The organism is Hyphomicrobium sp. DMF-1, assembly GCF_027886585.1.
Taxonomy (GTDB): Bacteria; Pseudomonadota; Alphaproteobacteria; order Rhizobiales; family Hyphomicrobiaceae; genus Hyphomicrobium_C; species Hyphomicrobium_C zavarzinii.
This window is the reverse complement of record NZ_CP115706.1, coordinates 115,948-128,683: the sequence shown is the minus strand read 5'-3', so window position 1 is coordinate 128,683 and position 12,736 is coordinate 115,948. Positions and strand designations below refer to the sequence as shown.

Here is a 12,736-nt window from a genome sequence, read left to right as displayed (position 1 = left end):
CGCAATGCTCTCCAATGCAACGAGGTGAGCGGGAGAGAACACCGCGGGGCACAACGCAAAGAGACAGAACGCTTGGCCTCGGCCACGGAACAGGACACGCCGAACGCCACGCAAGTCACTCCCCGTCTTTGGGTCGAGCGGCTCGCGCTCACTGGCTTTCGCAACTACGCGTCGCTCAATCTGGAATTGGCCGCGACGCCCCTGGTGCTGACGGGGCCCAACGGTTCCGGCAAGACCAATGTGCTCGAGGCCGTCTCGCTGCTGGCGCCCGGCCAGGGTCTCCGTCAGGCGCCGTTTTCCGATCTCGGACGCGCGGGCGGTGAGGGCGGCTGGTCCGTCTCGGCGCGCGTGCACACGGCCTTCGGCCCGGTGACGATCGGAACCGGCCAGATTGCTTCCGAAGGACAGAGCGAACGAGCGGGCGGACGCCTCGTTCGTATCGACGGCGAGACGAAAACCGGCTCCGGCGCGCTCGCCGACTATGTGGAGATGGTCTGGATCACACCCGCGACCGATGGGCTGTTCACCGGAGCGGCCTCGGAGCGCCGCCGTTTCCTCGATCGCCTCATCCTCTGCTTCGATCCGAGCCATCGCACGCGGGCTGGCCGCTTCGAGCGGGCCATGGCCCAACGCAACCGTTTGCTCTCGGATGGCGTTACGCGCGGCGCTCAGCTCGACGGCCTCGAAATCATGATGGCGGAGATGGGCATTGCCATCGCCGCCGCTCGCGCCGAGGCGGTGGCGGCGCTCTCGTCAGTGATCGACGCCCGCCGCGAGCGAGATCCGGGCTCGCCGTTTCCCTGGAGCGTCGTCGGCCTAGAAGGAGCCGTGGACCGGGATCTTGCATCGCGCGCGGCTGTGGATGTGGAGGACGGATATGCCCGCCTGCTGCGCGACGTGCGCGAGCGGGACCGCGGCGCGGGCCGTGCCCTCGATGGCCCGCACAGGAGCGACCTCGCCGTCTCGCACGGCCCGAAGGCCATGGCGGCCAAGCTCTGCTCCACTGGAGAGCAGAAGGCGCTGCTGATGGGCCTGCTCCTGGCGCACGCCGAGCTCGTCGCCGCCCGCCGCGATGGCATGACGCCGATGCTCTTGCTCGACGAGGTGACGGCTCACCTCGACGTCGACCGCCGCGCGGCGCTGTTCGACGAATTGCTGCGCCTCGGCACCCAGGCATGGATGACGGGTACGGATCATCAGGCCTTTTCCAGCCTCTCGGGAAGGGCTCAGTTCTGGCGCGTCGAGCAGGGCACGGTGGTGCAATCCGCCTGACCTGCACGCTCCCCGTTCCGGCCTTGCCGACGCAGGCCAGCAACATATTGATTTTCTGATCGTTTTAGGTATGGGAGAAGGCCCGGGAAACGCGCTTTTTTGCGCCGTTTCCGGCTGTCATATGGTAGACTTCCAGTCATTCAGGAGCAATCTCGCGACAGGGACCGAATGAGCGCTGAGCCCGCCAAGAAATCACCCGCGCCCGAGGACTACGGCGCCGACAGCATCAAGATGCTCAAAGGCCTCGAAGCCGTGCGCAAACGCCCGGGCATGTACATCGGCGACACCGATGACGGCTCGGGTTTGCACCACATGATCTACGAGGTGGTCGACAACGCCATCGACGAGGTTCTGGCCGGCCATGCCAAGTCGTGCGAGGTGACGCTCAACCCGGACGGCTCGTGCACCGTGCGCGACGACGGCCGCGGCATTCCGACCGGCATCAAAAAGGACGACGACCAGGAGCCGAAGCGATCGGCGGCCGAGATCGTCTTCACCGAGCTTCATGCGGGCGGAAAGTTCGATCAGAACTCCTACAAGGTCTCGGGCGGCCTGCACGGCGTGGGCGTGTCCGTCGTCAACGCGCTCTCGACCTGGCTCAAGGCCCGCATCTGGCGCGAAGGCAAGGAGCACATCATCGAGTTTCGTGACGGCGTCGCCGTCGCGCCGCTCAAGGTCGTGGGCGATGCCAAGGACAAACGCGGCACGGAGGTCACCTTCCTGCCGAGCCCGCAAACGTTCTCCAAGGTGGAGTTCGACTACGCCACGCTCGAGCACCGCTTGCGCGAGCTCGCGTTCCTGAATTCCGGCGCCAAGGTGGTGTTGACCGACAATCGCCATGCAGACGTGAAGCGCGAGGAATTCCTCTACGACGGCGGCACGGCCGCGTTCGTGCGCTTCCTCGACCGCTCCAAGCAGGCCCTTATTTCCGAGCCGATCATGGTTCGCGCCGACAAGGATCGCGTCGGCGTCGAGGTCGCGCTCTGGTGGAACGACAGCTACCACGAGAACGTGCTCTGCTTCACGAACAACATTCCTCAGCGCGACGGCGGCACGCACCTTGCGGGCTTCCGCGGCGCGTTGACCCGTGTGATCAACAAGTACGCAGTCGATAGCGGCATCGCCAAGAAGGAGAAGGTGGATCTCTCCGGCGAGGACGCGCGCGAAGGTCTCACCTGCGTTCTCTCCGTGAAGGTGCCTGATCCCAAGTTCTCGAGCCAGACCAAGGACAAGCTGGTTTCCTCCGAAGTGAAACCTGTTGTCGAAAGCGTCGTCTTCGAGGAGCTCGCGGCGTGGTTCGAGGAGCATCCGAAGGAAGCCAAAGCCATCGTCGGCAAGATCGTCGAGGCAGCCCTCGCACGCGAAGCGGCCCGCAAGGCGCGCGAGCTGACGCGGCGCAAGAGCGCTCTCGATGGCCTGCGCTTGCCCGGCGGTCTCGCCGAATGCCAGGACCGCGATCCGTCGAATACCGAGCTATTCATCGTCGAGGGCGACTCGGCAGGCGGCTCGGCCAAACAGGGCCGCAAGCGCGAGTATCAGGCCGTTCTTCCGATCCGAGGTAAGATCCTGAACGTCGAGCGCGCGCGCATCGACAAGATGCTCTCCTCCGAGCAGGTGACCAACATCATCGGCGCGCTCGGCACGGGCATTCGCGACGACTTCGATCTTTCCAAGCTGCGGTATCACAAGATCATCGTCATGACGGACGCCGACGTGGACGGCGCGCACATCCGCACGCTGCTGCTCACGTTCTTCTATCGGCAGATGCCCGAGCTGGTGGAGAAGGGCCACGTCTATATCGCCCAGCCGCCGCTCTACAAGGTGAGCCGCGGCAAGAGCGGCACCTATCTCAAGGACCAGCGCGCGCTCGAGGACTATCTGATCGACAGCGGCCTCGAGGACACCGTGCTGGTGGCGGGCGGCTCCGAGCGCGGGGGCAAGGATCTGCGTGACATCGTCGATCAGGCGCGCGGCATCGTCGGCCTCATCGATCAGCTACACTCGCGCTATTCGCGCCTCATCGTCGAGCAGGCGGCCATCGCGGGCGCCTTCGATCCGGTGCTCCTGCAGTCGTCGGATTCGGCGAGCGCCGCTGCAAACACGGTCGCTGCGCGCTTGAATGAGGTGGCGGAGGAGACGGAGAAGGGCTGGTCCGGCGTCTACGGCAACGACGGCTTCCTGTTCCGCCGCGAGGTTCGCGGCGTTACCGAGGCGCACGCTCTCGACCGCGCGCTGCTGGCTTCCCTCGATGCGCGCCGCCTGAACGAGAAGCGCGCTCATCTGGCGGAGGTCTACGGACTCGGCACGAAGCTGCGCCGCAAGGCGGAGACGCTGCATATTCTGGGCCCGCGATCGCTCCTCAACGCGATCTACGAGGCCGGCCGCAAGGGCCTCTCGCTTCAGCGCTACAAAGGTCTCGGCGAGATGAACCCGGAGCAGCTCTGGGAGACGACGCTCGATCGCGACGTGCGCACGCTGCTGCAGGTCAAGATCGGCGACGTGTCCGAGGTGGACGAGATCTTCTCCAAGCTGATGGGTGACGTGGTAGAGCCGCGTCGCGAGTTCATTCAGGAGAACGCCCTCACCGTCGCCAACCTCGACGTCTAGAGGGTGTCCGCCGATGACTAGGCCCTCATCGGATGTCATCGCCTGGAAATATGCCAATCTCTTCATCAGCGACGGCGCGCCCGAAAAGCCGTCGCTGATGTCGCTTTTTACGGGCAGCTCCGTCGATTGGCTGCGACGAAGGATGGGTGGCGCTTGGGTCGGCGGCGCGGTGACGCTGACGCGTGACGCACTGAGCTTCGGTCCGAATGCCTTGAACGAAGCGGTGCATGGGGGAGATGTCTCCAAGACTCTGGAGCTTGCGCGGGTCGTGAGCGTGGGAGAGCGCTTCGGCTGGCTCACCCGCATCGTGGACGTGCACAGTGACGACGGGGAAACCTTCACCTTCCGCTGTTTCGGCGCCCGCGCCTTCGCGGCTAACATCCGCCACGCGCTTGAGACCCTCCGCACATGACGAGCCCCGATGCCGCCCCGCCCCGGCCCTTCGATGCCGTCATGCTCGACGTGGGCGATGGCCACTGGATCTATGTCGAGGAGGTGGGCCGGCGCGGAGGCATTCCGGCGCTCTTCCTGCATGGCGGCCCCGGCAGCGGAGCGCAGCACAGCCATCGCCTTCTGTTCGACCCCGACCGCTTCCACGCCATCCTGTTCGATCAGCGCGGCGCAGGCCGCAGCCATCCCTATCTTTGCACGGAAGCCAATACCACCCAGAATCTCGTCGCCGATATCGAGCGCATTCGCACCCATTTCGGTTTCGAGAAGATGCTGATCGTCGGCGGCTCGTGGGGCTCCACGCTGGCGCTCGCTTACGCCGAAACCTATCCCGAGCACGTGTCAGGCCTGCTCCTGCGCGCAGTCTTTCTCGGCACGGACGCGGAGGTGGACTGGGCGTTTCGCCGGGCGCCGCAGGAGTTGCGTCCGGATCTCTACGAGAATTTCGTGGCTGCCTTGCCCGAAAGCGAGCGCTCCGACCCGCTCAAGGCCTATGTGGTGAGACTTTTGAATCCCGATCCGGCTGTGCGCGGCCCGGCGGCTCGGCAATGGCATCAGTTCGAACGCACGCTCTCAGAGTTCGCGCCCGGCGTGACCACCCTTCCAGAGACGCTTCCAGAGGAAGGCCGCATTCCGCCGACACCGGTCATGGAAGCCCACTACATCGCAAACAGTTTCTTTCTTGCGCCCGGCGAGCTTCTTGACGGGGCATCCCGTCTCGGCTCAATTCCGGGTGTGATCGTCCAGGGGCGCTACGATCTCCTCTGTCCGCCGCGCGCAGCTTACGAGATCGCGAAACGCTGGCCGGGCTGCCGGCTTGAAATCGTCCCCGGCGTCGGTCACGCCATGACCGAACCCGGCGTGTTCGAGACCATGAAGCGCGCGGTCGACAAACTCTCAGGCAAGAGCTGAATGTCCGTTACCGTTACAGCGTTTTACAAGTTCGTCTCGCTCGCCGATCTCCCCGGTCTGCGCGAGATCTTGCTCGCGCGCGCTCGCGACACCGGCATCAAGGGCACGATCCTGCTCGCACCCGAAGGTATCAACGCCACCATCGCGGGCACCGATGAAGCCATCCGCGCGTTTCTCGCGGATCTAAGGGCAGAAGCGCGCTTCGCCGATCTCGTGAGCAAGGAGTCCTACGCGGACGAGATCCCGTTTCGCCGCCTCAAGGTGAAGATCAAGCGCGAGATCGTGACGTTACGCAGGCCGGAGGCCGATCCGTCGAGGCAGGTCGGCACTTACGTCAAGCCGGAGGACTGGAATGCGCTCATCAAAGATCCGGATGTGATCCTGATCGATACGCGCAACGCGTATGAGGTCGGCATCGGCACCTTCAAGAACGCGATCGATCCTCGCACGCAGTCATTCGGGGAGTTTCCGGATTACGTGGCCGCGAACCTCGATCCCGCGAAGCATCCGCGCGTCGCCATGTTCTGCACCGGCGGCATTCGATGCGAGAAGGCGTCGGCGTTCATGCTCACCCAGGGGTTTCCGGAGGTTTACCACCTCGAAGGCGGCATCCTGAAATACCTGGAGACGATTCCACCCGAGCAGAGCCTGTGGGAAGGCGAGTGCTTCGTGTTCGACGAACGCGTGGCGCTTGAGCATGGCGTGAAGCCCGGCAAGCACGTGATGTGCAAGCTCTGCGGCTTTCCCGTCGCGGCCGGCGCACCCGAATGCCCGAACTGCTCAGCCGGCGACGAGCTTTAAGCCCGCGATCGACGCGATACGCTCATTCTCCCGGTCTCGATCGCGCCGCGTCTCGCGCACGCTCGCGTGAACCTTTCCTACGCGGGCCGAACAGTACGAGGTCTTCGAAAAACTGGATAAGCGCATTGAGTGCGAGCAGCATGCCGCCCTCCATTCGTTGTGATGTCGAGCGGAGTGTGAGGCTGCAGGCCGAAGCGGACAAACGCCGTTGCTTTACACCACATGTAAGTTTTTGTTACACGTAAGGCATGAGCCGAAGCCTGCCCTCCCTCAACGCCTTGAAGGCTTTCGAGGCCGCTGCGCGTCACGTGAGCTTCACGGCGGCCGCGGGGGAGCTCAACGTTTCGCACGCCGCCATAAGCCGTCACATTCGCGAGCTGGAGGATTGGCTCGGAACGAAGCTGTTCGTTCGCACCGGGCGCGGCGTCGAGCTGACAGAGCGCGGCAAGAGCTACGTTGCCGATATCACGCGGAGCTTCGACCTGATCTCCAGCGCGACCGACAGCATATCGGCGCGCCGCCGGCGCAGGCGGCAACAGCTCGTCGTCAGCGTCGAGCCATCGTTCGCCGCGCTATGGCTCGTGCCGCGTCTGGGACGCTTCACGGCCGCTCATCCCGAATATGACCTCGTTCTGGACTCGGCGGATCGTCTGGCCGATTTCGCGCGCAATGAGGCGGACGCCGGAATCCGGTATGGCATGGGAAGCTGGCGCAATGTGGCGTCAGACCTGCTCGTCAAGACCGGGATCACACCGGTTTGCAGCCCCGCGATGCTTCGGGGCGGAAAGCCGCTCACCCCCGCTAGCTTGCAGTCGAGCCTTCTGCTTCAGGAGGAATCGCGCCGCTATTGGAAGGAGTGGCTGGAGGAAGCCGGGCTCGCCGATCGTATCGCCCCCGAAGGCCCGACGTTGAACGGGCATCTCACCATACCCGCCGCCGAAGCCGGGCAAGGTTTTGCCCTCGCCGACGAGATCATCGCGGGAGACGCCCTCGTAGGCGGTCGGCTGGTGCGTCCGTTCGCGATCGCGGTGCGAAAGTATGGGTATTACTTCGTGCGCGATGCGGCGCGGAAGGAAACCAAGGCAATGGCCGCGTTCCGCACATGGCTGAAAGGCGAGATCGAGCAGACCGCAGACGCCGTCGCGCGCATCGTATCCTCGCTCGCGGTAGAGAAGGCGCCATCGAAACCCAGGTCTAGTCGGGCCAGATGACGCGATAGCGGACGTCGTAGGCGTCGTCCGCCGTTGCGAGGCGCGGCCGGTTGGTTTCGTTGCCGACGTTCGACACGTGCTCCCAGTCGCGGAAATCGGCATCGTGGCCGGGCCGCGCGCCAACTTTGATCAGAAAGATGTGCTCCGGCACGCCCGGCATCTTCAATTCCAGAATGCGCCAGGACGAGCGGTAGGTGAGCTCCACCGTTCCCGCGATGACCGGCCGCTCGCCGTCCTTTCGCACGACACCCGCGTCCATCGTCGCCGGCATCGTATTCTTCTCGGTGAAGAGCGAGACATCGAGACCGCGCTCGGGAACCGATGCGCCGGCTGGCAGGCGGATCTCGAACGCCAGACGCGGAGAAGCCCCGCTCGGGTTGAGAATGGGGCTGAACCAGTAGAGCACGCCCACCGTTCCGGCGACGAGCCCCGCGATGCCGGCCAGTACGATCGGCAGGCGGATAGCCACCGCTTTGCCGGTTACTTTCGCGCCGCTTTTGAGCCGAAGCGCGAGCCAGACGCCGATGATGAGACCCAGCAGGCCGCCGATGGGTCCGAAGGTGAACACCGCGATCATGCCGCGCGCGCCTTCGAAATCGGTAACGCCGTAGTAGCCTCCGAGCACACTTGCGAGCACGGCGGCGAGAACCCATCCGATGGCAGCGCCGAAGAGGCCGCCGAGAAGCGCGATGATGTTGGTCATGAGAAATCCGGACAGGCAGGAACCGCGCATCCGGAATGGAGCGTGGCAGTAAGATCGAGCCCCATGTCTGCCATGCGTGCGCTGCGCCCGCCAGTTCCCTGAGGAACTGCGGGCCGGGGGTGTGAGAGGTGTGTCGCGCTACTTAGCGGCCGTTGCCGCCTCCGGCAGGTTCCACACTTTCGCGAGGCCGTCGAAAGAGCTGGTCAGAAGCTGCCGTCCGTCCGGGCTGAACTCGGCCGTATCGACTTCCTTGGTATGCTCCGTCAGCACCGCGAGCGGCGCCCCGGTCGCCGCATCCCAGACGCGTGCCGTCTTGTCGTGCGACGCTGTCACAACCAGCCGCCCGTCGCGATTGTAGGCGGTGACCGAGAGAATGCGCTTGTGCCCGCCTTCCAGCGTCACGAGCAGAGCGCCCGTATTGGCGTCCCAGATCTTGGCCAGCTTGTCGGCGGCGCCCGTGATCACGTGCTTGCCGTCCGGGCTGAAAGCAACGCGCAGCACGGCCCGCGTGTGTCCGCCCGCTATCGTGAGCAGCAGCGCACCCGTCTTGCTGTCCCAGATCTTCGCTGTCTTGTCCGTCGAGCCGGTGACGATGCGACCTCCGTCCGGGCTGAACGCGGCATAGCTCACCATGCCCGTGTGACCTGAAAGAGTGTGCAGCAGCTTGCCCGTCTTCGCGTCCCACACGCGTGCGGTCTCGTCGCTTGAAGTCGTGATCAGAAGGCTCGAATCCGGGCTGAACGCGCCCCAAGTGAGATAAGCATCGTGGCCGGTGAGATCAGCGATCGCAGCGCCGCTCTTTCCGTCCCAGAGCTTCGCGGTCTTGTCGTGGGGAATGGTCACGATGCGGGTGCTGTCGGGGCTGAACTCTGCGTGCTCCACCATCAGCTCGTGACCGCCGAGCACCGCGATCTCCTTGCCGGTGGTTGCGTCCCACAAGCGCCCGGTCGCATCGCGCGAGGCCGTCACGATCAGGCTCGAATCCGCGTTGTAGGCCGCGTGCCGCACGGCTTCGGTATGGCCTGTGAGCTTCAAAAGCTCCTTTCCTGATTTGGCGTCCCACACGCGCGCGGTGTGATCGGCGGAGGCGGTCAGGATGCGGCTTCCGTCCGCACTGTAGGTGGCCGACCAGACGTCGGCATCATGATCGGAAAGGGTGAGAACGGAGACGAGCTTCGTCTCCTCAGCCACAGCGATGCCCACGGCAGAAGCCAAGAGCAAGGAAAGAGCGGTCGCGCATAAGGCGCCTCCGCGTTGAAATCGAGCCATCCTGCGCCTCTCCGGTATTGTTTTATTATACCGTTACTTTTATGCGGCGCGTTTTACGGGGCAAGATTTTTCGAACCTGAGGGGAGGAGAGAAGGCGAAGCTGACGCGGGAATTTTGCCCGATTTTCGCATCGCGCCCCGCAACGTCGGAAGGCGAGAGCGCGATGCGGCCATCGGAGATCTAAAGAATGAACTTCGAAAGATCGGTGTTCTTGGCGAGCTCTCCGACACGCTGCGTGACGTAAGCGGCATCGATGGAAACGGTATCGCCGCTGCGGTCCGAAGCCTCGAACGAGATCTCGTCGAGCACCCGTTCCATCACGGTCTGCAGCCGCCGCGCGCCGATGTTCTCGACCGTGGAGTTCACGAGCACCGCCGTGTCCGCGAGCGCGTCGATCGCATCCTCGGTGAAGGTGAGCGTGAGGCCTTCGGTCGCCATCAGCGCGGTGTACTGCTTGATGAGGCTCGCCTCCGGCTCCGTGAGAATGCGGCGGAAATCCTCCCGCGTGAGCGCCTTGAGCTCGACACGGATCGGCAGACGGCCCTGCAGCTCCGGCAGCAGGTCGGCCGGCTTCGCCACATGGAATGCGCCGGACGCGATGAAGAGCACGTGGTCGGTCTTCACCGGCCCATACTTGGTCGAGACGCTGGTGCCTTCGATCAAGGGCAGGAGATCGCGCTGCACGCCCTCGCGCGAGACTTCCGCGCCCGAGCGCCCGGTTTCGCCCCGCGAGCAGATCTTGTCGATCTCGTCGAGAAACACGATGCCGTTGTTCTCCACGGCGCGGATCGCCTCGCTCGTGATTTGCTCGTTGTCGATCAGCTTGTCGCTCTCCTCCGCGATCAGCAGCGTGTGGCTGTCCTTCACGGTGATGCGGCGCGGCTTCGTGCGTCCGCCCATCATCTTGCCCAGCATGTCGCCGAGGTTTATGGCGCCCATGGAGGCGCCCGGCATGCCGGGGATATCGAGCATCGGCAGCCCGGCGGCGGATTCGGCCACCTGGACCTCGATGATCTTGTCGTTGAGCTCATTGGCGCGCAGCCGCTTGCGGAAAGATTCCCGCGTCGTCGGCGAGGCCGTGGGGCCGACCAGCGCATCCAGCACGCGCTCCTCGGCGTTCTTCTCGGCCTGCGCGCGCACCTCCTTGCGCTTGGCTTCGCGCACGAGCGAAAGGCCCACTTCCACCAGGTCGCGGATGATGCTGTCGACGTCGCGGCCGACGTAGCCCACCTCGGTGAACTTCGTGGCCTCCACCTTGAGGAAGGGCGCTCCGGCGAGCTTGGCCAGGCGGCGGGCGATCTCGGTCTTGCCGACGCCCGTCGGGCCGATCATCAGAATGTTCTTGGGCAGCACCTCGTCTTTCAGCGGCCCTTCGATCTGCTGGCGCCGCCAGCGGTTTCTGAGGGCGATCGCAACGGCGCGCTTTGCGTCTCCCTGGCCCACGATGTAGCGGTCGAGCTCGGAGACGATTTCGCGAGGAGAGAACGTGGTCATGGGGAATTGCCTAATCGGTGACGAGCTTGAGCCCGATGATGGACATGATGAGCAGAGATAGAAAAACCATGCGCCAAAGCGTCACCGGCTCGTTGAAAAAGAAAATGCCGACAACGACCGTGCCGAGCGCGCCGATCCCGCCCCATGCCGCATAGGCGGTGCCGAGCGGGATGCTTTCCGAAGCTTTGGTGACGAAGAAGATGCTGACCACGGCGAGCGCGAGCACGAGAAGGGTGGCGAACGGCTTGGTGAAGCCTTCCGTGAAGCGCATGGCCGTCGTGAATGCGATCTCGAACGCACCGGCGAGCATCAGGTAGATCCAACCCATGAGTGAGCTCCGAAAGAGACGTCAGATCCCCGGTAGGGGGACAGGGTGATCATCGCGCATCCGTCACATGGGTCGGTGGCACGTATTGGACGAGAGGGCCGAGCGGCAGCAGCGGCAACAGAGTGCGCCGCAGCGACCGCCAGCCCGCCGACAGCCCGAGCACGAGCACTGCGAGGCCGAGTAGCGTGAGCGAAAGCCCCATGTCCTCGGCGATGTTTTGCGACACCAGATAACCGATAGCGATACCGGCATAAGCGAGTCCCGAGATCAGGAGCGCGCGCCGGTCGATGATGAGCGCGACGATGCCGAGCAGCGCGAATACGGCGAGGACCGCCAAGGATTGCGCGCCGTTGATGTTGCCCATGTCGCCGGCGATCAACGGCACGGCGGCGTGCACGATCATGGGAGCGGCGAGCATATGCAGCCAGAAGGCGATGTCGGAGCGCCGCGTGCGCCGCATGGGGTCGCTCGCATCGACGCGCACGGCGATGGCGAACACGAGAAGCCCCAGCACAGCGACCAGGAGGCCATAGTTGTCGCGCGTCCAGTCTGGAGCCGCGAGCGAGAGTGCGGCCGAGAGCGTGCAGACGACGCCCGAGGCCGCGATCGCCCAATCGATCGGAACGCCGAACCGCCGCTCGTGCACGATTGCCGCGAGCGATGCGCCGATGCCGGAGAACAGAAGCGAAGGCTCGCCGCCGAACAATCCTCCGCCGAACGTGCCGCCGACGAATGCCCCGGCGCCAGCAAACATCAGGGCTAGAACGATAGAAGGCAGTGCGAGGCGCATCCGGCGCGAGAAGAATTCGGAAAGCCCCCAAGCAGCGACCAGCGCCACGATGGCGAAGCCGCCGGGAAATCCGACCTGGCTCGCGAGCCCGAACAGCGCGCCCACCAGAAGCAGCACGCCGATAGAGACGAAGACGTCGTTGAAGCCGCCGATCAGGCGGAATTTCTCGTCGTCGGGATCGGCGCCCGGCTCTGCGGGCTCTGGCGCCCGCTGTGCGCGGCTCCGCGCAAGATCGCGAAGGCTTCGGGCCTGGGCAGCGTCGATGATGCCTTGCGCGACGGCAGCCTCAATATCCTCGTCGCGTATCATTTCGAATCCAGGCTTTCGACCACGAGGTTCGAGTTGGTGTAGACGCAGATCTCGCCCGCGATCGCCATGGCGCGCCGTGCGATGGTCTCCGCATCGAGCGGCTGGTCGAGCAGCGCGCGGGCCGCCGCGAGAGCGTACATGCCGCCCGATCCGATGCCCATGACGTGATGCTCGGGCTCCAGCACGTCGCCGGTTCCGGTCAGCACCAGCGTAACGTCGCGATCCGCGACGATCATCATCGCTTCGAGCCTGCGCAGGAAGCGGTCCGTCCGCCAGTCCTTGGCCAGTTCCACGGCCGCGCGCATGAGCTGCCCGGGATATTGCTCGAGCTTGGCTTCGAGCCGCTCGAACAAGGTGAACGCATCGGCGGTTGCACCCGCAAATCCGGCAATAACGCCGCCTTTACCGAGCTGGCGCACCTTGCGGGCATTGGCCTTGATGATGGTCGCGCCGAGGCTTACCTGACCGTCGCCGGCGATCACCACCCGGCCGCCCTTGCGAACCGTCAGGATGGTGGTCGCGTGCCAGGAGGAGCTGTCGGCGGAGTTGAGCTGGGTCTGAGACATGGAACCTGACGCCACGGATGAAGG

General features: G+C 64.7%; 12 protein-coding genes. 6 read left to right on the top strand and 6 right to left on the bottom strand.

Annotated features, from left to right (window positions below):
• Positions 1–72: 72 nt before the first annotated feature.
• From recF to gcvA, 6 genes are all read left to right on the top strand, one after another.
• Entirely contained in the window at positions 73–1,272 is a 1,200-nt protein-coding gene (gene recF, locus PE058_RS00495) for a DNA replication/repair protein RecF (RefSeq protein WP_020085564.1), read from the top strand.
• A 168-nt stretch (positions 1,273–1,440) separates the two neighbouring features.
• The gene (gyrB, locus tag PE058_RS00490; protein WP_271029588.1) at positions 1,441–3,879 is read left to right on the top strand and encodes a DNA topoisomerase (ATP-hydrolyzing) subunit B; all 2,439 of its coding nucleotides are present in this window, start codon (positions 1,441–1,443) and stop codon (positions 3,877–3,879) included.
• A gap of 13 nt (positions 3,880–3,892) precedes the next feature.
• Entirely contained in the window at positions 3,893–4,291 is a 399-nt protein-coding gene (locus PE058_RS00485) for a hypothetical protein (protein ID WP_271029587.1), read from the top strand.
• Positions 4,288–5,241: a prolyl aminopeptidase gene (gene pip, locus PE058_RS00480; protein WP_020085561.1), complete on the top strand. Its 954-nt coding sequence runs from the start codon at positions 4,288–4,290 to the stop codon at positions 5,239–5,241. Before PE058_RS00485 ends, pip begins: the two co-directional genes overlap by 4 nt.
• Positions 5,242–6,042: an oxygen-dependent tRNA uridine(34) hydroxylase TrhO gene (gene trhO, locus PE058_RS00475; protein ID WP_020085560.1), complete on the top strand. Its 801-nt coding sequence runs from the start codon at positions 5,242–5,244 to the stop codon at positions 6,040–6,042. It begins immediately after the preceding gene.
• A 248-nt stretch (positions 6,043–6,290) separates the two neighbouring features.
• A complete protein-coding gene (gene gcvA / locus PE058_RS00470) occupies positions 6,291–7,253 on the top strand; it encodes a transcriptional regulator GcvA (RefSeq protein ID WP_271029586.1) in 963 nt (320 codons plus the stop codon).
• Here the strand turns inward: gcvA and PE058_RS00465 are convergent.
• The 6 genes from PE058_RS00465 to hslV form a co-directional block, all read right to left on the bottom strand.
• Positions 7,237–7,956, bottom strand: coding sequence for a hypothetical protein (locus tag PE058_RS00465; protein ID WP_271029585.1), 720 nt, complete (start codon positions 7,954–7,956; stop codon positions 7,237–7,239). The two genes, gcvA and PE058_RS00465, sit on opposite strands and share 17 nt — an antisense overlap.
• Positions 7,957–8,094: 138 nt before the next feature.
• A complete protein-coding gene (locus PE058_RS00460; RefSeq protein WP_271029584.1) occupies positions 8,095–9,147 on the bottom strand; it encodes a WD40 repeat domain-containing protein in 1,053 nt (350 codons plus the stop codon).
• A 258-nt stretch (positions 9,148–9,405) separates the two neighbouring features.
• Positions 9,406–10,719, bottom strand: coding sequence for an ATP-dependent protease ATPase subunit HslU (gene hslU, locus PE058_RS00455; protein ID WP_020085556.1), 1,314 nt, complete (start codon positions 10,717–10,719; stop codon positions 9,406–9,408).
• 10 nt (positions 10,720–10,729) lie between these two features.
• Positions 10,730–11,047: a DMT family transporter gene (locus PE058_RS00450; RefSeq protein WP_020085555.1), complete on the bottom strand. Its 318-nt coding sequence runs from the start codon at positions 11,045–11,047 to the stop codon at positions 10,730–10,732.
• 49 nt (positions 11,048–11,096) lie between these two features.
• Positions 11,097–12,146, bottom strand: coding sequence for a hypothetical protein (locus PE058_RS00445; RefSeq protein ID WP_271029583.1), 1,050 nt, complete (start codon positions 12,144–12,146; stop codon positions 11,097–11,099).
• Positions 12,143–12,712, bottom strand: a complete 570-nt coding sequence (gene hslV, locus PE058_RS00440; protein ID WP_020085553.1) for an ATP-dependent protease subunit HslV — start codon at positions 12,710–12,712, stop codon at positions 12,143–12,145. Before hslV ends, PE058_RS00445 begins: the two co-directional genes overlap by 4 nt.
• Positions 12,713–12,736: the final 24 nt, after the last annotated feature.